The organism is Serratia nevei, from assembly GCF_037948395.1.
Taxonomy (GTDB): domain Bacteria; phylum Pseudomonadota; class Gammaproteobacteria; order Enterobacterales; family Enterobacteriaceae; genus Serratia; species Serratia nevei.
On the sequence record NZ_CP149940.1, the window covers coordinates 3427434 to 3451938 of the forward strand.

The 24505-nt window shown below is 58.3% G+C and carries 18 protein-coding genes and 1 tRNA gene; 10 read left to right on the plus strand and 9 right to left on the minus strand.

Annotated elements, in window-relative coordinates:
* Positions 1-13 precede the first annotated feature (13 nt).
* Positions 14-961 carry an aromatic alcohol reductase gene (locus tag V8N38_RS16440; protein WP_147840128.1) on the minus strand — a complete coding sequence of 316 codons (948 nt, stop codon included), beginning with the start codon at positions 959-961 and terminating at the stop codon, positions 14-16.
* Between the two features lie 86 nt (positions 962-1047).
* On the opposite strand from V8N38_RS16440, the gene V8N38_RS16445 reads away from it, so the two are divergent.
* Positions 1048-1470 (plus strand): winged helix-turn-helix transcriptional regulator, encoded by a 423-nt coding sequence (locus V8N38_RS16445; protein ID WP_147840127.1) that lies wholly within the window; start codon positions 1048-1050, stop codon positions 1468-1470.
* Between the two features lie 30 nt (positions 1471-1500).
* On the opposite strand, the gene V8N38_RS16450 is transcribed toward V8N38_RS16445, so the two are convergent.
* From V8N38_RS16450 to V8N38_RS16470, 5 genes are all read right to left on the minus strand, one after another.
* The gene (locus tag V8N38_RS16450) at positions 1501-2217 is read right to left on the minus strand and encodes an ABC transporter ATP-binding protein (protein ID WP_041035896.1); all 717 of its coding nucleotides are present in this window, start codon (positions 2215-2217) and stop codon (positions 1501-1503) included.
* Positions 2214-3089: an ABC transporter ATP-binding protein gene (locus V8N38_RS16455; RefSeq protein WP_033635209.1), complete on the minus strand. Its 876-nt coding sequence runs from the start codon at positions 3087-3089 to the stop codon at positions 2214-2216. Before V8N38_RS16455 ends, V8N38_RS16450 begins: the two co-directional genes overlap by 4 nt.
* On the minus strand, positions 3086-4372 hold the full coding sequence (gene livM / locus V8N38_RS16460; protein WP_060420324.1) for a high-affinity branched-chain amino acid ABC transporter permease LivM: 1287 nt from the start codon (positions 4370-4372) through the stop codon (positions 3086-3088). The genes V8N38_RS16455 and livM overlap by 4 nt, the downstream gene beginning before the upstream one ends.
* 10 nt (positions 4373-4382) lie before the next feature.
* Complete coding sequence (locus tag V8N38_RS16465) at positions 4383-5297, minus strand: ABC transporter permease subunit (protein WP_004928592.1); 915 nt, start codon at positions 5295-5297, stop codon at positions 4383-4385.
* Between the two features lie 125 nt (positions 5298-5422).
* Complete coding sequence (locus tag V8N38_RS16470) at positions 5423-6541, minus strand: branched-chain amino acid ABC transporter substrate-binding protein (protein ID WP_087763177.1); 1119 nt, start codon at positions 6539-6541, stop codon at positions 5423-5425.
* 443 nt (positions 6542-6984) lie between these two features.
* Between V8N38_RS16470 and V8N38_RS16475 the strand changes: the two genes are divergently transcribed.
* The 7 genes from V8N38_RS16475 to V8N38_RS16505 all read left to right on the plus strand — a co-directional run bounded on the left by V8N38_RS16475 (position 6985) and on the right by V8N38_RS16505 (position 18426).
* Positions 6985-7060 (plus strand) — tRNA-Asn (locus V8N38_RS16475).
* 358 nt (positions 7061-7418) lie between these two features.
* Positions 7419-9482 carry a CHAT domain-containing protein gene (locus V8N38_RS16480; protein WP_087763205.1) on the plus strand — a complete coding sequence of 688 codons (2064 nt, stop codon included), beginning with the start codon at positions 7419-7421 and terminating at the stop codon, positions 9480-9482.
* Positions 9479-13213: an NACHT and WD repeat domain-containing protein gene (locus V8N38_RS16485; protein ID WP_187181559.1), complete on the plus strand. Its 3735-nt coding sequence runs from the start codon at positions 9479-9481 to the stop codon at positions 13211-13213. Before V8N38_RS16480 ends, V8N38_RS16485 begins: the two co-directional genes overlap by 4 nt.
* Positions 13214-13229: 16 nt before the next feature.
* The gene (locus V8N38_RS16490) at positions 13230-14552 is read left to right on the plus strand and encodes a hypothetical protein (RefSeq protein WP_060420318.1); all 1323 of its coding nucleotides are present in this window, start codon (positions 13230-13232) and stop codon (positions 14550-14552) included.
* Positions 14549-15982 carry a C25 family cysteine peptidase gene (locus V8N38_RS16495; protein ID WP_072265421.1) on the plus strand — a complete coding sequence of 478 codons (1434 nt, stop codon included), beginning with the start codon at positions 14549-14551 and terminating at the stop codon, positions 15980-15982. Before V8N38_RS16490 ends, V8N38_RS16495 begins: the two co-directional genes overlap by 4 nt.
* 314 nt (positions 15983-16296) lie before the next feature.
* Positions 16297-17592 carry an MFS transporter gene (locus V8N38_RS16500; protein ID WP_147840125.1) on the plus strand — a complete coding sequence of 432 codons (1296 nt, stop codon included), beginning with the start codon at positions 16297-16299 and terminating at the stop codon, positions 17590-17592.
* 27 nt (positions 17593-17619) lie between these two features.
* Complete coding sequence (locus V8N38_RS16505; RefSeq protein WP_147840124.1) at positions 17620-18426, plus strand: substrate-binding domain-containing protein; 807 nt, start codon at positions 17620-17622, stop codon at positions 18424-18426.
* On the opposite strand, the gene V8N38_RS16510 is transcribed toward V8N38_RS16505, so the two are convergent.
* The 3 genes from V8N38_RS16510 to V8N38_RS16520 form a co-directional block, all read right to left on the minus strand.
* Complete coding sequence (locus V8N38_RS16510) at positions 18401-19300, minus strand: LysR family transcriptional regulator (RefSeq protein WP_087763180.1); 900 nt, start codon at positions 19298-19300, stop codon at positions 18401-18403. The two genes, V8N38_RS16505 and V8N38_RS16510, sit on opposite strands and share 26 nt — an antisense overlap.
* Before the next feature lie 91 nt (positions 19301-19391).
* Complete coding sequence (locus tag V8N38_RS16515; protein WP_060439472.1) at positions 19392-19757, minus strand: diacylglycerol kinase; 366 nt, start codon at positions 19755-19757, stop codon at positions 19392-19394.
* Between the two features lie 219 nt (positions 19758-19976).
* Positions 19977-21101: an N-acetyltransferase gene (locus V8N38_RS16520; protein WP_147840123.1), complete on the minus strand. Its 1125-nt coding sequence runs from the start codon at positions 21099-21101 to the stop codon at positions 19977-19979.
* A gap of 739 nt (positions 21102-21840) precedes the next feature.
* On the opposite strand from V8N38_RS16520, the gene V8N38_RS16525 reads away from it, so the two are divergent.
* A complete protein-coding gene (locus V8N38_RS16525; RefSeq protein ID WP_172906261.1) occupies positions 21841-23580 on the plus strand; it encodes a fatty acyl-AMP ligase in 1740 nt (579 codons plus the stop codon).
* Complete coding sequence (locus V8N38_RS16530; RefSeq protein ID WP_100396994.1) at positions 23577-24491, plus strand: NAD-dependent epimerase/dehydratase family protein; 915 nt, start codon at positions 23577-23579, stop codon at positions 24489-24491. The genes V8N38_RS16525 and V8N38_RS16530 overlap by 4 nt, the downstream gene beginning before the upstream one ends.
* The last annotated feature ends 14 nt before the right edge of the window (positions 24492-24505 follow it).

The following is a 24505-nucleotide window of genomic DNA, read 5'->3' on the forward strand; positions in this document are numbered from 1 at the left end:
GGCGCTCAGGCGACTAACCGTCCTGGGAGGTCGGGCATTGCTGCGCCAGCCACTGCTCGGCGGTGGTGGTGGCTATGCCCTGGCGCGCATTGAAGGTCTGCGCCTTATCCCAGGCCACGCCGTCGGGCCGGGCGAAAGCCAGCCGGTATTTGGCGCCGACGTCACGCGGATGGTTCAGCACCTCCTCCTGCAGCCGCTCTTTGTTCAACAGGACTCTGTTGACCTCAACACCCCAGTGCGCCTGCATGACATCGGCAAGCTCGCGGTAGGTCAACGTGTCCCCGGCGATATAGACCACCTGGTTGCGAAACGCGGGCCGATGGAAAAAAATCGCGGCCGTCAGCCGGCCAATGTCCTCGGGGGTAGTCAGCGTCACCGCGTAACGCCAGTCGCCCAACGCGCGCACCGTTTTGGTGGGCGCGTCCACCACGCCAAAACCCGGGTCAAACAGGTAGCTGGTGAAAATGCCCGTGGAAACAATCACCCACTCCGTCGCCTTCTGCGCACGCAGCAGATGGCGCACTTCGAGCTGTTCATCCCACACCTGTTGCCCGCTGCCTGTGCCGACAACATCGTAGTCCACGCCGAACTGCCACGGGAAGTAACGCGCCACGCCCGCCTGCAAAATGGCCTGGGTGATCTTTATCTGCGTGCCCGCCCCGCCGACAAAGCCGCTGCAGTTAATCACCGCGTCAAAGCCGCGCAGCAGCGCGCTCAGCTCATCCACGCTGTTTTGCTGCAGATCGCCTTCCACTACGGCGATACCGAGCCGCGCCAGCGCTTCCCGCCGCGCGCGATGCGGGCCGGTGACGGCGCGGGCGGCCTCCGGCCGCAGCAGCACGCTGATATTTAAAGCGTGGTGTAACCGGGCCTGCCGGCTCATCGCGCGCAATACCGGCAGCCCCAGTTCACCGGCGCCGAGTATGAGCACGTTATTGATGGATGGATTTGTGGATTTCATTCTTGCCTCCTGTCTTGACACTGCGCCATCCTGACAGCTGACAAAAACGGGTTCAATTAGGTACACGCGTGATACCGGAGAGGAATATGACGAACGATCGGGAAGCGCTGCTGCAATTTTCGCAGGCGTTCTGTGAAGAATTGAGCAACGACGATGAAGGGTTGAAGCGTGAGATCCTCGCGCATGCGGGCAACCGTTGGTCGCTGGGGGTATTGCATATCCTGGGCACCCACGGGCCGCTGCGCCACGGCGAGATAGGCCGCCAATTAGCGGGCGTGACGCAGAGAATGCTGACGCGGACGCTGCGCCACCTCGAACGGGACGGGCTGATATCGCGCTGTGATTATCAGGAAAAGCTGCCCCGCGTGGTTTACACCATCACCGACGCGGGGAAAGAGATGCTGCTCAACATGCTGCCGCTCTGGTCGTGGATTATCGCCTCCGCCGACGCCTTCAGGGCGGCCCGCTCACGCTACGATGAGCAAGAACGAAGCGCCGCCGAGGGATGAACGCGGGCCTCCCTGCCCGTGGGGCGGCGCTCAACCGCCGCCCAGATAGGCCTTTCTTACCTCCGGATCGTTCAACAGCTCTTGCCCGCTGCCGGTGAGGCGGATCTGGCCGTTGACCATCACATAGCCGCGATCGGACAGCTTCAGTGCATGGTTGGCGTTCTGCTCCACCAGAAACAGCGTCATGCCGCTGCGGGTCAGCTCGCGCAGCACGCCGAAGATCTGCCGCACCACGATCGGCGCCAGCCCCAGGCTCGGCTCGTCCAGCAGCAGCAGCTTCGGCCGGCTCATCAGCGCGCGGGCGATCGCCAGCATCTGCTGCTCGCCGCCGGACAGGGTCATCGCCCGCTGGTTGCGCCGCTCCTTGAGGCGCGGAAACAGCTCGAACATGCGCGGCAAATCCTCTTCCAGATAGCGATTGCCGACGGTGATGGTGCCCATCAGCAGGTTCTCCTCCACGCTCATGTCCGGAAAGATGCGCCGCCCCTCCGGCGCCTGCGCGATGCCGCCGGCCGCCACGTAGTGTGTGGAGCGGCGGCTGATGTCCTCGCCGCCAAACAGGATCTGCCCGCCGGCGATGCGCGGCTGGCCGAAGATCGACATCAACAGCGTGGATTTGCCCGCGCCGTTGGCGCCGATCAGCGCCACCGTCTCCCCGGCGTTGACCTGCAGCGACACCTGGCGCAGCGCCTGGATCGGCCCGTAAAACACGTCCACTTCGCGAAATTCCAGCATCGCTTCGCTCATCCCGCCAGCTCCTCTTCGTCCGCGCCCAGGTAGGCGGCGATCACCGCCTCATTGTGCTGGATCTCCTGCGGCGTGCCGCGGGCGATCACGTCGCCGTGATCGAGCACGATCACCCGATCGGAGATCTCCATCACCATGCCCATATCATGCTCGATCAGCAGCACCGTGATGCCGTGATGCTGGCGCAGAAAACGGATGATGCGGCTCAGCGTGGCCGTTTCCACCGGGTTCAGCCCGGCGGCCGGCTCGTCGAGGCAGATCATCTCCGGCGCGGTGCACATGGCGCGCGCGATCTCCAGCCGCCGCTGCTGGCCGTAGGACATCTCCCCCGCCAGCCGGTTGGCGCAGTCCACCAGATCCACCACCTCCAGCCAGTAGAAGGCGTGATCCAGCGCGGCGCTCTCCGCCCGGCGGTAGCCCGGCGTATTCAGCACCCCGGCGATCAGGTTGCGGTTGCTCTGCATGTGCTGCGCCACCAGCAGGTTCTCCACCACCGACATTTCGCGGAACAGGCGGATATTCTGGAAGGTGCGCGCCAGCCCGGCGCGGTTGACCAGGTGGGTGCCGCCGAACATCTTGTAATAGAGGCGCGAGCCGAGCCGCTTCGGGCGTATCCAATCGCCGGCGCGAAACTTCTGCCCCAGCACCTGGATCACGTCGGTCGGCCGCTTGTGGGTATTGAGCAGGATCGCGCCGCCGCTGGCGCGGTAAAAGCCGGTCAGGCAGTTGAACACCGTGGTCTTGCCGGCGCCGTTGGGGCCAATCAGGGCGGTGATGGAGCCGCGCTCCACCTCCAGATTGACGTCGTTCAGCGCCTTGATGCCGCCAAAGCGCATCATCAGGTGCTCCACCCGCAAAATGGCGTCGCTCATGGCGCCACCCCCTTGCGTTCGGCGAAGCTGGCGCGGCTGATGCGCACCAGCCCGCGCGGCCGCCAGATCATCATCGCCACCATCAGCACGCCGAACAGCAGCACCCGGTATTCGGCGAAACTGCGCAGCAGCTCCGGCGCCACCGTCAGCACGAAGGCCGCCAGCACCACGCCGAGGGTGGAGCCCATGCCGCCCAGCACCACGATCGCCAGGATCAGCGCCGATTCGAAGAAGGTGAACGAGGTCGGGTTGACGAAGCCCTGATAGGTGGCGAAAAACACCCCCGCCAGCCCGGCGGTGGAGGCACCCAGCATAAACGCCGACAGCTTCACCAGCACGTGATTGAGCCCGAGAGAGCGGCAGGCGATCTCATCCTCGCGCAGCGCCTCCCAGGCGCGGCCGATCGGCATGCGCGTCAGCCGGTGCTTGATGTACAGCACCAGCAGCACCACCAAAAACAGCACCGCATAGATGAAAATGAACTTGAGGTTGGGATTGTAATCGATGCCGAGAAACTCGTGGATCGGCACCCCGCCGTCTTTGGCGCGGCGGCCGAACTCCAGGCCGAACACCGTCGGCGCCGGCACCGAGACGCCGTTCGGCCCGCCGGTGAGCGACATCCAGTTGTTCAGCACCAGCCGGATGATCTCCCCAAACCCCAGCGTGACGATCGCCAGGTAGTCGCCGTGCATGCGCAGCACCGGAAAGCCCAGCAGCGCGCCGGCCAGCGCCGCCATCAGCGCCCCCAGCGGCAGCATCGCCCAAAATCCCAGCCCGAGGTACTGATAGCCCAGCGCCAGCCCGTAGGCGCCGATGGCGTAAAACGCCACGTACCCCAGATCGAGCAGCCCCGCCAGGCCGACCACGATATTCAGCCCCAGGCCGAGCAGCACGTAGATCAGGCCGAGGATCGCCACCGTCAGCAGGTATTTGGTGGCGACGAACGGGAACAGCAGCGCGATCGCCGCCATCAGCGGCAGGATCCAGCGCAGGTTGGATTTATAGCCCAGCGGCCGCACGTAAACGCCGTCGTTGCCGCCGTCGAAGCGCGCCAGCACCCTGCGCCCCGGCGCGGTTTGCAAGAACAGGCTCAGCAACAGCCGCCCGGCCATCACCGCGATGATAATCCACACCAACCGGTGCGGCTCGAAGTTGAAGCTGTAGCCGTTCAGCACGATGCCGACGATCGGCCCGAACACGATCAGGGCGATCAGCCCGGCCAAGACGGCGTCCAGCAGGCTGCGTTTAACGTCCAGCCCGCCGTTGATCACGGATTGCGACATGGCGTTCTCCTTAAACCTTGGCGATCAGCGGCCGGCCGAGCAGGCCCTGCGGACGGAAGATCAGGATCGCCACCAGCAACCCGAAGGAGAACACGTCCTTGTAATCCGAGTTCACCATGCCGGCGAACTGCGCCTCCGCCACCCCGAGCAGCAGCCCGCCCAGCATGGCGCCTGGCAGCGAGCCGATGCCGCCCAGCACCGCGGCGGTGAAGGCCTTGATGCCGATGATAAAGCCGACGTAAAAATCGAAGGTGCCGTAGTTCATGGTGATCAGCACCCCGGCCAGCCCGGCCATGGCGGCGCCGATCACGAACACCAGCGAGATCACCCGATCGGTATTGATGCCGAGAATCGAAGCCATTTTGCGATCCTGCTGGGTAGCGCGGCAGATGCGTCCCAGCCGGGTGCGCTGAATGATGTAGGTGAGGATCGCCATGCCGAGCAGCGACGCCACCAGAATAAACACCTTGGTGTAAGTGATCTGCACCACGCCGCCGTCGAACTCCAGGCGGAACACGCCGCTCAGCAGCGTCGGGATGCCCTGCTGGCGCGGCCCCTGGCTTATCTGCGCGTAGTTTTGCAGGATTAACGACATGCCGATGGCGGAGATCAAGGGCGCCAGGCGGGTGGAGTTGCGCAGCGGCTTGTAGGCGATGCGCTCGATCACCCAGCCGTACACCCCGGTGATGACGATGGTGAACACCAGCGTGCCGAGGATCAGCAGCGGGAACGAGTGCAGCCCGAAGAACGACAGCAGCGCCAAGCCGATGGCGCACAGGTAGGCGGAGATCATGTACACCTCGCCGTGGGCGAAGTTGATCATGCCGATGATGCCGTAAACCATGGTGTAGCCGATGGCGATCAGGCCATACACCGCGCCAAGGGTCAGGCCGTTGATCAGCTGTTGCAGAAAGAATACATCCATAATGAGCAGTCTCGCCTGGTAAGGCCGCCAACGCAGTCCGACGCGGCCCAAAGGTCATCGCGGAACGGGCTCGCCTGAGCGGCGAGCCCGTCGGTCATAGGGTTACAACTTCAAGGTTCGGCCGTTTACAGCTGGTGATATTTGCCCTTGTCATCCCATTGGTAGACCACGTAGTCCGAGACCTTCAGGTCGCCCTTCTGGTCCCAGGCCTTCTTGCCCATCACGGTGTCGACGTCGTGCGACTTCAGCCATTCGGCGGCCTTGGTGCTGTCTTTGCCGCCAGTGGCGTTGAAGGCGGCGGCGATCGCCTGGATCGAGGCGTAGGAGTAGAGGGTGTACCCTTCCGGTTCAAAGCCGCTGGCGCGGAACTTGGCGATCACCGCCTTGCCTTCCGGGATCAGGCGCGGATCGTTGCCGAAGGTCATCAGCACGCCGTTGGTGTACTGCGGCCCGCCGGCGGCGGTCACCAGCTCTTCGGTCACCACGCAGTCGCCGGAGAAGAACTTGGCGGTCACGCCCTGCTCGCGCATCTGGCGCACCAGCGGCCCGGCTTCCGGATGGCAGCCGCCGAAGTAGACCACGTCCGGCTTGACCGAGGCGATCTTGGTCACCAGCGCGTTGAAGTCTTTCTCGCCGCGCGACAGCCCCTCATACAGCACTTCTTTGACTCCGCGCTTGTTCATCGCCGCCTTGGCGGCGTCCGCCAGCCCCTGGCCGTAGGTGTCTTTATCGTGGATCACCGCGATGCGTTTGGCCTTCAGGGTATCCAGCATGTAGTTGGTGGCGATCGCGCCCTGCTGATCGTCGCGCCCGCACATGCGGAACATGGTCTTCATGCCACGCTCGGTGATTTGCGGGTTGGTGGAGCCGGGGGTGATGGCGATGATGCCGGCCTCGTCATACACCTCGGAGGCGGGCATGGTGGAAGAGGAGCAGAAGTGGCCGACCACCGCCGAGACCTTGTCCTGATCCACCAGCCGGTTGGCGACCGCGACCGCCTGTTTCGGTTCGCAGGCGTCATCCCCCTGCACCAGCTTGATTTTTTCCCCTTTGATGCCGCCGGCGGCGTTGATGTCCGCCGCCGCCTGCGAAGCCCCGCGCCAATACTGATCGCCATAGGTGGCGTTCGGCCCGGAGAACGGCCCGGCGACGCCGATGACGATATCGGCCTGCGCGGAAAACGCCGTACCTAAACAACCGATGAGCAAAGCAGCGAGCGGACTTTTTATCAATTTCGATGACATTGTTATCTTCCTCAGCACTGTTGTAGCGAAACGCCCGGGGGCGCGGATCAGTCACTTTATGTGTAGACGGGGAAAATAATTTTCTTGAGAGCGCAGTCGCATTCCCCAAAAATGGGTAAGCAAAAATCCAGCCATTGTGACGACGAATACATATTGCTTGCTTATTCATCCTACATATCAGTGGCGGCGCGGCGTGTGGCGGGGATAACGGGGTCGGGGCCGTACGGCTAGCATGAGAGGGAGAGTGGCCCTGCACCATCGCCGTGCAAGGGCTTGTGCAAGCGATGTGACAACGAGACAGGCGGGAAAAATCAGCGCCTGCCGGCGAAAGATGCCGAAAAACAGCGCAAGGTGCTCATTCCCTCAGCAAACGCACTTTTTTTGCAGTTTAGCGCTTTGACAAACCCCAGGCGCCCCGCTATTATTCGCCCCGTTCACACGATTCCTCTGTAGTTCAGTCGGTAGAACGGCGGACTGTTAATCCGTATGTCACTGGTTCGAGTCCAGTCAGAGGAGCCATATTTAGAGAAGCCCGCTCAGGGAAACCCGAGCGGGATTTTTGCTTTGCATAACACGATGTCACTCATCCTATCGTTATTTATCTATTAATTTCCGTCCTTATTTTATTTCATTAGCGAAGCGCTCTTCATTAACACCGCGCCGTATTGGACAGAAATCCTTATTCAAGCTAGATGTATATTATACCGTCACGAACTGGCCGGCGACGCTCTGGACACCCTGTATCTCAGCAAAAGATTAAATAAAAAAATCAGTTATCTAAATAACTACGTGCTGAAATACGCTGGATAGACTCCCGCCTCCCTCTCTCGTTTTGGTCGTCAATGCTGTCGACAACGCTACTGTCGGGGGTGCGTTCATGAAAGGCTACGCGGAACTTGAAATCGTGTTTCAACGAAATTCACTCGATGAATTTCAAGCCAGTTTTCGACAGCGCTTTGACGAAAGCGAAAATATTACCCCTTTCATCCCGTTGGCATTAAATATCCACGACCCGACATTTTATTCCGGCAACCCGCAAAGAATGGGCCGATTATTATCGGACTCACTGTTTATGCCACCTGCGCTGCGTGATGCATTCACGTCCGCCCGGGCATTTTCCGGCCATCAACAAAGCCCGCTAAAAATACGCCTACTTATCGATTCAAACGCATCTATATTGCACAGCCTCCCTTGGGAAACGCTGGTTGACCCCTCCGATCCAGCCACGCATCTCTTACGCAGCAATCAGTGCGTTTTTTCACGCTATCTGGCGGCCCGAACTTACCGCCTGCCGATGTTGCGCCCTAAACAAGGTATTAAGGCACTATTGGCCATCGCCAATCCTCAGGACCTGTCGGAAACCTTTCCGTCCATCAACGTTCCTCATGAGCAGGAACTCGCTGAAAATGCCCTGCGTCATGTTCCGTTAGCCACGCTCACGCGGCGCGGAAGCGCGACGCTGCAGGCGATTATCGAAGGCATAAAAGAGGGAGCCGACATTCTCTATCTCATGTGCCACGGCATTGTCGGGCAGCAAGGTGCCGTATTGTGGTTGGAGGATGAGGCCGGGAATGCCGCCAGCGTCACAGGCGAAGATTTCGCCGCGCGTTTGGGCGCGCTGGAAAGAATTCCCAGCCTGGTCGTCCTATGCTCCTGCCAAAGCGCCGGTGCCGGCAATCCCGCACGCGACGCGCTGGTCGCCCTGGGCCCCATGTTGGCCAAAGAGGGCGTGCCGGCGGTACTTGCTATGCAGGGCAAACTGTCGATGTCAGCGGCAACGCAATTTATCCCGGAGTTTTTCAGACAGCTGGCGGAGCATGGTGAAGTCGATCGCGCGACCGCCGGTGCGCGGGCAAAAATCATGGACTCACCGGATTGGTGGATCCCGGTCGTTTTTACCCGGTTGAATAATGCGCGTATTTGGTATCCACCCGGATTCGGTGTTTCCGCCGAAAATAAGGATCCCTGGACGCAGATCGTCAATAACATTGACACTCGCTACAGCACCCCAATCCTCGGCCCGAGCATGAACGAAGCGCTGTTCGGCTCGCGGCGAGAGCTGGCGAGTGAATGGGGGGATATCTACCACTACCCGTTAGGTGGGCACGACGTGGCGGGTCTGCCGCAGATTGCGCAATATCTTGCCGTGACGCGGCAAGACGACTACCCCTGTCAGGAATTTTACAAGTACGTCTATGAGCGAATTCTTGAGAAATATCCTGACGATGTGCCGGACCGGTTAAAAGGTTTAGATCAAATGGAGATCTACACATCACTAGGAGAGCTGGTTTCAGTGGTGGGGCAAAAAATCCGCGCCCGCACCCCTCTTGATCCGTTGCGGATCTTGGCCGGCTATAAACTCCCGGTTTATATCACCACCGATCCCAGCGATCTACTGGTCGATGCCCTCAAAGAACAGAACACGACGCCGACAGTGCGCCTGCTGAGGTGGAATATACACGCTGAAATTTGCGATACCGACTATGTCAGCCGAGCCCCTGTCGGCCTGGCGGACAAAGGCACCGAGACCCATCCGATTGTGCTCAAGCTCTTCGGGGATTTATCCACGCCAGAATCGCTGGTATTAACCGAAGATGACTTTTTTGACTACCTGACCAAAGTCTCTTCCGCCCAAGACGCCATTCCCCTTTACGTGCGCGCCAGGCTGAACAGCAGCGCGCTGCTGTTTGTCGGCCTGCAGGCTGAATCCTGGGAGTTTCGGGTACTGTTTCGCAGCCTTTTACTGTTGGAAGGCCATGACCTGCGCAAAAATATCGAACATTTCTCTGTGCAAATTGATCCAAACAGCATTCTTGATCCCGGCAGCGCACGCCGCTATATCGAAAAATACCTGCAGACTAAGGCCCAATGGCGTCTGTACTGGGGAGACGTTACCACCTTTATGGCGGAATTAAATGCCCGAACCAGGAAGAAATCATGAACGTTCCTTACGTAGGCCCCAGCCCTTTTAGCGCCGAACAAACGCTCTTCGGCCGCGACGCAGACATTGAACAGCTGCAATGGCGCTTAATCTCGGATCGGATAATCGTGCTGTACTCCCCTTCCGGGGCGGGTAAAACCTCGCTTTTGATGGCCAAGAACGGCCTTTTATCCACACTGACAACGTTGTTCCATGTTTTACCCGTGCTGCGCATCGCACAGGCTTATGATACCGATCCGGTCAACTCCCTCTTGCAGCGCCTGGACCAAGATAGTTTTGGCCCTCTTCGTCCCGATGATACGCTCCTTACCTACTTCAACCGTATCCCTCTGCCTGAATCTGATCCGCCGAAGCGCCTGCTGTTGGTGCTCGATCAATTTGAGGAAGTGTTAACCGGTAATGTCCCCTCTGAGAAACAAAAAGCCTTTTTCCAACAGTTGAAAGAACTGCTGTCAAACGATGACAGAACCATCTGGCTCATCATCAGCATGCGAGAAGAATACTTCTCCTGGCTTGATGATTTCCGCGATGACATTCCGACCCGCCTTAACAATACCTACCGTTTAAACCTGTTGTCGGTTGAGCAAGCCGTCGCCGCCATCAAGGGACCGGCAGAAGCCATGGGCGTCGCTTTTCCAGAGCAAGACGGAACAGATGCGGCGCAGGTGCTGGTCAGCGAATTGATTAAAGCGCCGGAAGGCGCACGCCCGAGTAAGACCGTGGAGCCGGTACAGCTGCAGGTTGTCTGCACGGATCTGTGGAACACCTTAAGCCAAACCGAGCGGCAGGTCTGTGAGGTTCGCGTCGCCGACGTGACGGGATATAACCCGGACAATGCCTTACTGGATTACTGCACCAATACGCTCAATCTGGCGGCGCAAGACCCGCATCGCCGCAGAACGCTGGGAGATTGGATAGACCGGTATCTGCTGACGTTAAGTGGGCGCCGCTCCGCCGTGATTTTCAGCCCGCAAAGCACAGACGGGCCATCACTTCAGGAAATTCAAAAGCTCGAGGAGCACCATCTCATCCGTCGCCAAAGCCGTGAAGACGGCATGTGGTATGAATTGGCGCACGATCGTTTAGCCAGTCCCGTACGCCGCAGCATAGAAGAGTGGCGCAACAACAATCTGAAAGAATGGCAAAAACAGGCACATATATGGCATATGGACGGCGAAAAAACAGATTACTTTCGCGCCCTGCCATACCGTACCCAACGAAAAATGAGGCTGGCGGAAAGCGATGCTCCTGATTCAAAAGTCGAGGCGCGATTCCTCGCGGCGTATGCGTCGTATCGCCGCAGGAAACGGCAGCTTTTTTGCGCTTCAAGTTTGGTCATTGCCGTTTTGGCGATAATTATTGGTTTCTTTGTTGACAAAATCGCCGATGAACAACAGAAAACCGAGGCTGAACAACAGAAAACCAAGCTCGGGTTGAATTATATCGCCATTCAAACCGGTATTCTTTCCATTCTCAACGATCACCCCATTCCAAGTTTGGAAGCCTTAGCCACCGCGGCCGGCGCGCAGTTACGGTTACCAGCCAACTCAGGCAATCTGCCAACGTTCAAGTTTCAAACGTTTCTCGGCGACTATCTCGGCCGCTATAGGCAACTTGAGCGCATTGATACACTCGGCGATGGCAAAACCACCGTAGTGCGAATCCGCGAGAACGAATGCGTTAGCGCCAAGATCGGCAGTGGCCGTTACTCGATAAAGAGCTGTGGAGAAAATAGCGAACTAATCCCCCTCAGAGAGATACAGCAAGCGCATCCCAAAGGCATTGCGGCATTAGCATTCGTTACGCCCCAACTCTTGGCGATCGGTGATATCAACGGAACGATCCGCATCTGGGATCTGACAACAAAAAAAACCGTGGGAGCTCCGCTGAATCAACCCGTGAGTGACAAGGGGAAACCTGTAAGCAGCAAGGTACGCACCATCACAGCCACCGACAACTGGCTTTTTGCCGGATATCAAGACGGTACGCTGGCCACCTGGAAAATATCCGAGGCCAAGTTTGAATTATTGTCACAACCCACCAAGAAGAAAACCAACGCCGTAATGGCGATCGCCGCCACAACCCCCAAGAACGCTCTCGATAAGGTCGCCATCGCCACCAGCATGACAGTCAAATGGCAGACGTTTAGTCAAGGTAAACCGCAACAGTCCGTCCCATTGGCGGCCATCGAGCCAGAGACCGAGTACAGCAAAACTTTTTACAGTATCGACATCAGCCCCGATGGACGATTTATCGCAGCCGGCAGCAGGGATGGCTACATTTATATCTGGGACACTTCACACCTTTCTCCGACCAAGAATAACGTCGAAAAGGATGTTTCGCCGCGAGCCGACGCCCCCTTGCAAAAATCGTCGTTCTCTTACTCGCCTACAATTATCAACGCGCATCAGCAAACCGTCGCACAACTCAAGTATCTGCAAAATGGAGACCTCTTGTCGTTAAGCTGGGATGGAAGCCTCAAATTGTGGCCATTTTCGAACAATAATGCCGCCGCTCCCGCCAACCGCACCCTTTTGCAATTTCCGCGGCAGTTGGTCAGCGTCGCGACCGAGCCTGATGAGCAAAACGCCTATGTCACCAGTGAAGCCGGCGACATACTCAGAGTCAATTTGCGCGTTGACAGGCATCCGTTCGGGCAATTTTTGCTGAGCTCCCGCGCGCCTGCACTGTTTGTCGACGGTACAGAAAACCGTCAAATATTCACCGTGCAGGCTACGGGGCTGACGCAATATCGGTTGGACGCCAATACCGGCCAACCAACGCGCCTTCGGCAGTTGCCGGTATCGGACGTCGTCGCTCTCGCCTGGTCACCCTCCACCGTGACGCTCTTTGCCGCACAACAACAAGGCGTTACGGTGTTTCGCAATATATTGACCTCACCCTCCAATGGCGAGCCGCTGGCGTGCCTGCGGCAACCGCCAGGCCGCCGCATCGTCGCCATTCGCGTTAATGACGCAGGCTCCCTGCTGGCGATCACCCTCGTCGGCAAGAACGGACGAAAGCCCGCCAACAAACTGTATCGCCTCACCGCATCAGCCGCCTATGGATTCACGTGCCAAGAAATTAAAACCCCGAGCGGCATCGCTTTTCCCTTGCCTTGGTTCAGACCCGACAGTGAAGAGATCATCACCGTAAGTGACAAGAATAAAATCGTCTCATGGGTATTCAACCCGAAGTCGCGTGATACGCTTGAGTTCGTCCCCAGTCGTACCATTCTGGCTCAAAACGCGCTTTCCGATACTCTCGGACCGATCGAAACTCTGGCGTTCGACGCTTCAGGCAGCACCCTGCTGCTGAGCAACTTTTCAGGCAAGATATATTCCACAACAATGAGTGGGGAGGACTGGTCGTTCACACAGAAGAAAAACGATTCGTTTTTTATCCCCCATCTCTTGGCTGCCAGTGGTAACGACATCGTCGCCATGGCGGACAACAAGGGGCAGTTGTCCTTGATCTTCGCAGGTTCAGCCATGCGCATCGTTCAAGATTTCCACATTACGCCACTCACTGCCCTCGCCATTTCCCAAGACGGAAAATGGCTGGTTTCTTCATCAAGCGTCGGGACAGCCATTTGGGATCTGCGCATGGAAAGTTGGGTAAAACAGGCCTGCAAATTGGCCAATCGCCAGAACTTCGATCGTGAAGAAATCAACAAATACTTCCACTACGCGTCCATTAACGCCCCCTGCCCCGACAATCAACCGAAATGACTTTTTAGGAGGTTGTATGCCATACCGCACGATCCCGACAACGGACACCCGCTATTTCATGATTGTCACTGATAAAAACGGCGCGGAGCAAGATAACGATCCCGATGCGCCTAACGGCAAACTGAGCGAGTTGATGCTGTCATCCCTGGTGGAGAACGACATTACCGACGTGTTCATTCGCTGCCACGGCTGGCATCAGGATAAGGCCAAAGCCTTCGCTCAATTTGACAGTTGGATCGGCGCTTTTGCCTCGCTGGATGAAGATCGCCGGCATATGCAGCAACAAATCCCCTCGTTTCAAGAAATGCACATTGGTTTTCACTGGCCCAGCCTGGCATGGGGGGATGAAAAAGAGGCCTCAGACATCAGTTTCTCCCCCGCTAACGGGCAGACATTGAGCAAGAGGGTCGACAGCCATACCGAGGAGCTCGGCGGCACACCGGAAGTCCGGGCAGCGTTGTATAAAATCTTTGATGAAATACGCACAGACTCCGCGTCAATGACATTATCCGACACATTGCGTGCGGCCTATTTAGAGCTCAATGCCGCACTGGATTTGGGTGCCAACGGCGCACCGGGTGAAGGCTCCGCCGATCGTCTGCCTTTCGATCCCGATCAAACCGTGGCTGAAGCCGTCAATAATGTGGCCTTCGGTAATGATGTCGGCGACAACCCGTTACTGGCGCCTCTGCGGCAATTAACCTTTTGGACGATGAAGAAAAGAGCCAAAGACGTCGGCGAAAGAGGGCTGCATCCTCTGCTGCGCGCTATGCAGCAAGCCTCACCCGCCGTACGCATCCACCTGATGGGACACAGTTTCGGTTGCATTGTCGCCAGCGCGGCCATTGCGGGCCCCGCAGGCGCTGCGCCGTTGCCATTCCCGATAAACTCTTGCGTATTGGTCCAAGGCGCCATGTCGATCTGGTCCTTTACCTCATCACTCCCTACATCACATGAAACGGCCGGATTCTTCAATAACATCCTGGTGGAAAAGAAAATCAGCGGTCCTTTAGTGGCTACGCGCTCTGACAGCGACATGGCCGTCGGCAAACTTTATCCCTGGGCTGCAGGGGTGGCAGGCCAGGTCGCCTATATGTTTCCCCCGCTCTATGCCGCAATTGGCGCGTTGGGCATTTGTGGCATACCCACCGTTCACAATATTACCCTCTTGTCAGGTGCCGGCGCCTATGCCTTCGTTCCGGCTCACATTTATAACGTGAACAGCAGCAATTTTATTTGCCATGGCGACGGCATCTCCGGCTCGCACAGCGATATTGCCGGCCCCGAAGTGGCTCATCTGCTCTGGCAAGCGGCGCTCAAAACGGCGGACGCATCATGATTGACGAAGAACAGATGCCGCTACTGGCTTTCGGCATCCACGCTGATACGGGGTTGCCATTGGAAACCGGGGGCATGGGCCAGCACGAGCAGCATCAGTCTGCAGCTGAATCACTGCTCGGACAAACCGTCGGCGCGGCATTTCCCAACAGAGCGCATTTGGGGTTGCAATTCGGTTTCGATGCCGACCAACTGTCCGAAAGTGGCTGGGGGCTCATCTTCGCCGCGAATAGGGACTCTACACCTCATTTGGCCGCGCTGGCCCCCCTGATTGAATTGCGACGGCGGCAGGCCGGCGGCACACTCCGCATCTTCGCCGGTCCGGACGGTTACCGACAGGGTGAAAGCGCCAGCGGCTGGCTTAATCGCCATGGTTCCTCATTAGACATGATTAACCCCGATCTCGGCATGCCTTATTATCTTGTCCTGATCGGTTCGCCAGAGGCCATTCCGTTTGAATTTCAATATGCGCTGGATCTCGTCGCCGGGGTTGGGCGATTGGATTTCCCCACGCTTGAAGAATTTACCGCCTATGCAGACAGCGTCGTGGCCCATGAAACAGATGCCACTCGCAAAACAGCTCGGCGTATCGAACTGTTCGCGACCCGCCATGATTTCGATCGCGCCACCCAGTTGTTCATCAAGCATGTCGCCACCCCCTTTGGCACTGGCACAGGTTCACTCGGGCCGTTGGGGGAAAAATATCGCTTTGCGTTAAACAGTTCATTAAGCGAGCAAGCGACCAAAGCCTGCCTGAGCCACCTGCTCAGCGCCCCACATAACCCGCCTTCGCTGCTGATCACGGGCACGCACGGCATGGCCTTTCAGGCCAGCGACCCTCGACTGGCAGAACATCAAGGGGCATTGGTGTGTCAGGATTGGCCCGCTTATGGCGATATCACCCATGAACACTGGTTTGCCGCACAAGATATTCCAGAGCATGCCAACGTTCATGGCATGATCCATTTGTTTTTTGCCTGCTATGGCGCCGGTACACCGGCGTTCGATAACTTTCTCTCTGACGCGGATCGCGTTCGCATTGCGCCGCATGCGATGACGGCCCGCCTGCCGCAAAAACTCATGACGCTTCCTCAGGGGGGCGTTCTGGCTTCTCTGGGGCATATTGATCGGGTGTGGGCATCCAGCTTCCTTTCTGAAATCGGTATGGCGCAGCCCCAACGATTTCGAGACGTCATCCATCGCTTGCTTGCCGGCCAACGCGTCGGTATGGCCACCGACGCGTTCAACGGGCAGTGGGGGGTGCTAAGCACCAGGCTGTTGGAAAAACTGAATAACAAACTGAATGGACAAACCGTCCCCGCCGCTGAATTGCTGGCATTGCAAATCGCGCGCGATGATATTCGTAATTATGTCGTATTGGGCGATCCCGCGGTTAGGTTGAAGCCAGAGCAGGATCATGTGAGCGGGTAAGTATCGCCGTACCCAGCCGGCACAACCCTCTGGCCCAGAAACCGTTACTGCCTGGTCACTGCCTTCTTTCCCCGCCGCCCCTTTATGAACCCTGTCACAAAAAGCGCATAACGTTTTCGGCGTTCTGCGCAGCGGGCGATGAGCAACAAACTTGTTAACGCCACGTTACATCGGGTTAGGCAGTATTGTTAACGCCGATTGATGCGCCAAACGCATCGCGCCATGCGTTTATTGCGCTTATTTACTTTATTTTCCTGAGCGAGTCTTCAGCAACAGGCGTGGCGTCAAGCGCCAATAACAAACTGGAGATAAAGATGCATTCCTCTACCTCACCCATGACCACCTGGGCCAGAACCGGCGCGATACTGCGCGTCACCTCCGGCAACTTTTTAGAGCAGTTCGATTTTTTCCTGTTCGGCTTTTACGCTACCTACATCGCACATACCTTTTTCCCGGCCAGCAGCGAATTTGCCTCGCTGATGATGACCTTCGCGGTATTCGGCGCAGGTTTTCTGATGCGTCCCATTGGCGCCATCGTGCTGGGCGCTTACATCGATAAAGTCGGCCGCCGCAAAGGGTTGATCGTGACCCTGTCGATCATGGCCGCGGGCACCTTCCTGATCGTGCTGATCCCCTCTTACCAAAGCATCGGGCTTTGGGCGCCGCTGCTGGTGCTGTGCGGGCGTCTGTTGCAAGGCTTCTCGGCGGGCGCGGAGCTGGGCGGCGTGTCCGTCTATCTGGCTGAAATCGCCACGCCGGGCCGTAAAGGCTTCTACACCAGCTGGCAGTCCGGCAGCCAGCAGGTGGCTATCATGGTGGCGGCGGCCATGGGCTTCGCGCTCAACGCGGCGCTGGAAGAAAGCGCTATTCGCGAGTGGGGATGGCGCCTGCCTTTCCTGTTCGGCTGCCTGATCGTTCCCTTCATCTTCCTCCTGCGCCGCAAGCTGGAAGAAACACAGGAATTTACCGCCCGCCGCCACCACCTGGCGATGCGCGACGTGTTTAAAACCCTGCTGAAAAACTGGCCGGTGGTGATCGCCGGCATGCTGATGGTCGCCATGACCACCACCGCGTTTTACCTGATCACCGTGTATGCGCCAACCTTCGGCAAAAAGGTGCTGCTGCTCAGCGCCTCCGACAGCTTGCTGGTCACTTTACTGGTCGCGATTTCCAACTTCATCTGGCTGCCCATCGGCGGTGCGCTGTCGGATCGCTTCGGCCGCAAACCGGTGCTGATCGCCATGGCGCTGCTGACGCTGGCCACCGCCTACCCGGCGCTCAGCCTGCTCGCCGCCGCCCCCAGCTTCAGCATGATGCTGGCCGTGCTGCTGTGGCTGTCCTTCATTTATGGCCTCTACAACGGCGCGATGATCCCGGCCTTAACCGAGATCATGCCAACGGAAGTGCGGGTGGCCGGGTTCTCGCTGGCCTACAGCCTGGCGACGGCGGTATTCGGCGGCTTTACGCCGGTGATCTCCACCGCGTTGATCGAATACACCGGCGATAAGGCTTCACCGGGCTACTGGATGAGCTTCGCCGCGCTGTGCGCCTTGCTGGCGACGCTGTATCTGTATCGCCGCATCGCCATGCCGCTGCAAACCGCACGCTAACGCGCCATCGCCATAAGGAATCATGTCATGCAGAAACTCACTCGTTCGATCATCACCCTGCTCGTGTGCGCATCCTTCAGTACGGCGGCGCTGGCCAAAGACCTGACCGTGATGATCTCCGGCGGCTTCAAAGCCGCGCTGGAGAAACTGGCCCCGGAATATGAAGCTCAAAGCGGCGACAAAATCATTCTGGTGTCCGGCCCTTCCATGGGGAAAACGCCGCAGGCGATCCCCGCGCGGCTGGCGCGCGGAGAGCAAGCCGATGTGCTGATCATGGTGGGCGACGCGCTCACCCAACTGGAAAAAGAGCGCTGGACCCAGCCGGGTTCGCGCGTGGAGCTGGCCGATTCGCCGATCGGCATGGTGGTCAAACAGGGCGCGTCCAAGCCGGTGATAAAAACGGATGCCGACCTGCGCAATGTCTTGCTGCAGGCGAACTCTTTCGCCTATTCCGACAGCGCCAGCGGCCGCTATGTCAGCGGCCAACTGTTCAAAAAGCTGGGCATCGAGGAACAGGTGAAAGGGAAAGCGCATAAGGTTGAGCGCATTCCGGTGGCCTCTGAAGTGGCACAGGGGAAATACGCGCTGGGCTTCCAGCAGGTCAGCGAATTGCTGCCCGTGGCGGGCGTGACCTTTATCGGCGAGCTGCCGGAAAACGTGCAGTACATCACCCGCTTCGCGGGCGCGGTAACCGCCAAGGCGGAACACCGCCGCGAAGGCAAAGCGCTGCTGGACTTCCTCGCCTCCTCTCAGGCGCAGCCGACCATTCGCGCGACCGGCATGCGAACCGTGCCGACGCCGCAGCCGGTCAGGCAGAGTGATACTGTTCAGTAATCAGCTTTTCCAGCTCGGCGGCGACGAAAGACTGCATGCGGCCGCCGCGTCTGATGAGGCCTACGGTGCGTTTCACTACCGGATCAACCAGCGGCACCGACGTCAACACCGAGTGCTCTGAAGCGGGCATCGACATGGCGGGCACGGCGGCAATGCCGATGCCCGCCTCAACCATGCCCAGCATGGTCGTCACATGGCGAGTTTCGCACACGCTGGGGCGCTCCGGCACGATGTGTTCCAGGCGCTGATCGAGCAGATTGCGATTGCCGGAGGTTTTATCCAGCGACACGTAATCCTGCTGATAAAACTCCCGCCAGGTGAGGCTCTTTTTACCGGCGAGCGGATGGTCGCGCCGGCAGGCGGCCACGTAAACGTCCCCCACCAACGGCACAAATTCAAGATTAGGCTGCAGGCGCCCGGCAAAGCAGATGCCGAAATCGGCCTGGCCGCCGGTGACCGCCTCGATGACATTGCCGGCGCTGCCGTCGATCAGCTTAACGCGCACGCGCGGATAGCGAAGCCGGAAGCGGCGTATCACGTCGGGCATGAAATAGTAGGCCGCCGACGGCACCGTGGCGACGGTGACCAGCCCGGTACGCTCCTGGCTGACCTTATCGATATCGGCCAACACCGCTTCGACATTCATCAGCAGCTGATCCGAACGCTCGGCAAAAGCCTGCCCGTACAGCGTCAAAGTCACGCGCCGGGTGGTGCGATCGAACAGTTTGCTGCCCAGCGCGTTTTCCAGCTTCTCAATCCTGCGGCTCAGCGCCGACTGCGACAGGCAGATGGACTCTGCGGCCAGCCGAAAATTGCCGTACTCCACCAGCGCGCGGAAGGCATAAAGATCGTTGAGATCAAAATTCACGGGCATAGCGGCCTACTCTCCTTGCTGAACGCAAAACAACGATGATAACCGCTTATATCGCCACGGCAACCGCCTGGTGGTTGAACCACCCAAGCCCCTATCGGCCCAGCAGCACCGTTGCCCAAACAACGATAGTCAGCACCACCGCCACCAGCTGCGCTGCGCCACCCAAATCTTTGGCGCGTTTGGATAACGGATGTAATTCCAGCGAAATACGATCGACCACGGTTTCAATCGCCGTATTAAGCAACTCAACCACCAATAGCAGGAAACTGCAGATGATTAATAACAGCCGCTCCATTTTTGTAATATCTAAACCAAATGTAACAACCAGTAAAATGGCGTTAATAACCAATAATTGGCGGAACGCATCTTCGGTAAGCACGGCGTCAATAAACCCGGCCCAGGAATTCCTTATGCTGTAGGTTAATCGGCTTATTCCTTTTTTCTTTTCCACAGGCATACCATCTGCTCTCATCAACACTGCGACAATCACTCGCGAATAAATAACGCGGCGTGAATTTATCTCGAGTTTATTAATTAAAGACCTTAACCGTTCTCTTCCAGGAGGCAATGCATTCCCTCACGCGCCGTCACCCTGCCCCTGAAACGGCACCGCCCGAAAATGCCCTGGCGCGGTTATTATTCTGAGAACGTGAAAAGGCGATGCGTTATCAGCCGGTTAAAGCGTTTTCTCGTACAAACGGTAGCGCTTATAGGGCACTGCGCCGATGCGTTCTAAAATCGTCCGCATGCCGGTATTGGTTTCCAGGATCCACGACATTTCCAGCGCGTCGATATGGCGCTTGGCGAAAGGCTCGCGCAGCGCCTCAATCAGCAACAGCGCAATAATCGGCCCGATGCGGCTGAATTGATATTCCTGGCGCACGCCCATCAACGGCACGCGTGCGGTGCGCACGCCGCTGACCTTCAGCCGCCACAATAACTTCGCCCAGCCAAACGGCAATAACCGCCCCTGCAGATCGGCAATCGCTTCGTTAATATTCGGCAAGCCGACGATAAAGGCGCAGGGGGCACCATCCACCTCGGCGATATGGATCATATCGTCGGGCACCAGGAACTTCAGCTGATCCCCCATGGTGGCGAACTCGTGCTCGGTGAACGGGACAAACCCCCAGTTATGTTGCCACCCGGAGTTGAACACCTCGCGCAGCACCTGCATCTCCTCGCGAAAGCGCTTGCGGTTGAGGCGGCGAACGGTCACCTTTTTGCGCACCTGGTCCATCATCCGGGTTAACGACGGCGAAAAGTGCAGATCGGTTCTTTTCATCCAATAGGCGAGCAAATCAATCCCTTCGCTGTAGCCCTGTTGCGCTATCTGGGGCGCGTAATAAGGCTTGGCGTGCGTCATCAGCGCCGAGGGCGGAGTGTCGAACCCCTCGACCAACAGGCCGCTTTCCTGATTGATGTTGAGGCTGAACGGCCCGGTGATTTTGCGCGCGCCTTTCGACCTCAACCACTCCTCCGCCACCGTGAACAACGCGCTGAATACGGCGGGATCGTCAACGGCGTCGATCATGCCGAAGTGGCCGGTATCCTCGCCATGCAGCTCGCGGTGCAGGGAATCAATTTGTGCGGTGATGCGCCCAACGACCTTCCCCTGCTTTTTGGCCACCCACGCCTGCCATTCGATATGGTCGGTGCCGGGATTCTTCTTTGACAGATGCTCTTCGCGCTCTAAATACAGCGGCTCAATCCAGTTTGGATCATCGCGAAACAGTAACGAGGGGAAAGCAATAAATTCTTTAAGCTCGCGTTTATCCAGAACTTTCTCAATGCGGATCATAAATAGCCTTACGTTTTAATAAAATAATTAAATAAGCGCGCGACAACGCCTTTAGCATTTTTTATGCTGTTCTCTTTAATTGGATTGTGTATTGCCTCCGGTTCAACGATAAGAAAAACCGAATATTACCCCCGGTGAATCAGCGTGCTCATTGCCCGATATTCACCCTGAGGTTTCCGTGATTGTTCGAAAAAAGGGAAACAAAAAGCGGCGCTGACATGCTACGCTAATGATGCTCTTTTATTATTTCGTGCTGTTTGGGCAAAAGAAATCTGCCGCATTTAGTGTACCAACTTTAATCAGGAGCGGGATCGCCATTTTTACCACTTAATGCTCTTTTTAAGATTCAGCTTAAATGAGCCATTCACTTTTTGATTTCTTGCGGCATACTGTTTAGGAAGTGTTTAAGTTCTAAGATAGCCATGCACGAGGTCAGAACCTATGAGTCGACAGTTATTTCCTGCCCGACACATTCAGGCTAAAGAACGGCGAAACCCGGAGCTCACAATAGCCCCCTGTATATCGCCAGGGTGCCGTACAAGGCTGATAAAACGGGCAACTCACACTCTGCCCGGGTAATAACCGGCGTACCGTTCAAGCACGGTAATATACGCTGTTCGCGGAATGAAGATGGTTGAATAACAAACTTATTCAAAACCTATTCATAGTAAAATATCAATTACCTCGCCAAGAGTCTTTTATCTCTTTTGGTGATTTTTAATCTATGGCTAGTTTGTCTATGTCTGAAACAAGTTCCGTTCATTCTCTTCCCATGCGCTATGCGGACTTCCCCACTTTAGTGGACGCGTTGGATTACGCGGCGCTGGGCAATACGGGAATGAATTTTTACGATCGGCGCAATCAACTCGTGACCGTGCTCGAATACCGCACGCTGCAGCAAAAAGCGATCTCGGGCGCGCGGCGTTTATTGTCGCTGAAACTCAAGAAAGGCGATCGCGTGGCGCTGATCGCCGAAACCAGCGCGGGATTCGTCGAAGCCTTTTTCGCCTGCCAATATGCCGGCCTGGTGGCGGTGCCGCTGGCGATCCCGATGGGCGTCGGCCAACGCGACTCCTACACCGCCAAGCTGAAGGGGCTGATCGCCAGCTGTAACCCCGCGGCAATCATCAGCAGCGAAGAGTGGACGCCGCTGATCGCCTCGGCCACGGAAAAGGCGCCGTCGCTGCACATCCTCAGCGACGAGGATTTTAACGCCTTGCCAGAGCCGGAAATCGCGTTGCCCGCACCTTCGCCCGACGACATCGCCTATCTCCAATACACCTCGGGCAGCACCCGCTTTCCGCGCGGCGTGATCATTACCCAGCGGGCGGCCATGGCGAACCTGAACGCGATCAGCCGCGACGGGATCAAGCTGCGCGCGGGCGACCGCTGCGTCTCCTGGCTGCCCTTCTATCACGATATGGGCCTGGTCGGTTTCCTGCTGACCCCGGTGGCGACCCAGCTGTCCGTCGATTACCTGCGCACGCAAGATTTCGCCATGCGCCCGATGCAGTGGCTGAAACTGATCGCCAAGAATCGCGGCACGGTGTCCGTCGCCCCGCCGTTCGGCTACGACCTGTGCCTGCGCCGCAGCAACGCCAAAGAGCTGGCCGATCTGGATCTCTCCAGCTGGCGGGTCGCGGGTGTAGGCGCCGAGCCGATCCCGGCCGAGCTGCTCGGCCAGTTCGGCGAACACTTCAGCAGCATCAACTTCGACAGCAAAGCCTTCATGCCGTGCTACGGCCTGGCCGAGAACACTCTGGCGGTGAGCTTTTCCGACCCTTGCTCCGGCCCGCAAACCAACGCCGTCGACCGCGATATTTTGGAGTACGAGGGTAAGGCGGTCGCGCCCGGCAAGAAGACCCGCGCCGTCTCGACCTTCGTCAACTGCGGCCGAGCGCTGCCCGGCCACCGCATCGAGATCCGCAGCGAAACCGGGCAGCCGCTGCCGGAACGCCAGGTCGGCCATATCACGATTTCCGGCCCCAGCCTGATGAACGGCTATTTCTGCGACGATGAATCCCAGCAGCAGATCCAGGTAACCGGCTGGATGGACACCGGCGATCTCGGCTACCTGCTGGACGGCTATCTGTACGTCACCGGCCGCAAGAAGGATTTGATCATCATTCGCGGCCGCAATATCTGGCCGCAGGATATCGAGTACGTCGCGGAATCTGAACCGGAAATCCGTTCCGGCGATGCGATTGCCTTCGTGACCGAAGAACACGACGAGGCGGCCAGGATCATTTTGCAAATCCAGTGCCGAGTCAGCTCGGAAGAACGCCGGGAGCAAATCGTGCATTCGCTGAGCGCCCGCATTCAAAGCGAGTTCGGCATCGCGGTGGACATCGAGCTGCTGCCGCCGCACAGCATTCCCCGCACGTCGTCGGGCAAACCCGCCCGCGCCGAGGCCAAAAAACGCTGGCTGAGCGCCTCGCTCTACCCGCAAATGCCGCAGCTGGCCGGTTTCGCGCAATGAGCGGCACCGTGGCGGTGACGGGCGCGACCGGCTTTATCGGCCGGCACATCGTCCAGGAACTGCTGGCGCAAGGGTTTAGCGTGCGCGCCCTGACGCGGCAAGCCGGAAAAGCCGCCATCGACAACCTGCAGTGGATCCCCGGCGCGCTGGAAGATCGGCCCTCGCTCACCGAGCTGGTGCGCGGCGCAGAGTGCGTGGTGCACTGTGCGGGCCAGGTGCGCGGGCATTCGGAAGCGGTGTTCACCCGCTGCAACGTGACCGGCAGCCTGAATTTGATGCAGGCCGCCAGGCAGAACGGCCGCTGCCATCGCTTCCTGTTCATGTCGTCGCTGGCGGCCCGCCATCCGGCGCTGTCCTGGTATGCCCATTCAAAACAGGCCGCCGAGCAGCAACTCATCGCCGCCACGGGCGACATCGCGCTGGGGATTTTCCGCCCGACGGCGGTTTACGGGCCCGGCGATAAAGAGCTGAAGCCGCTGTTCAACGGCCTGCTGCGCGGCGTGCTGCCCCGGCTGGGCGCGCCTGACGCCAGGCTCTCTTTTCTGCACGTGAGCGATTTGGCCAAGGCGGTCAGCCAATGGGTGCAGGCCGAACCCGCGCAGCCGAATATTTACGAGCTGTGCGACGGCGTGGCCGAAGGCTATAACTGGCTGCGCCTGCGGGACATCGGCGCCGCCGTGCGGCACGGGCCGGTGCGTCTGGTGGGCATTCCGCTGCCGCTGCTGAAAGCCCTGGCGGATATCAGCGTGGTGTGGAACCGCCTGGTCAAACAGGAACCGATGCTGACGCGCAGCAAAATACGCGAGTTAACCCATCATGACTGGTCCGCCAGCAATCACGCGCTGTCGCAACAGATTAATTGGTTTCCACAGGTGAGTTTGGAGCGCGCGCTGCGTGAAGGGCTGTTTTAATTATTCCAAATAGA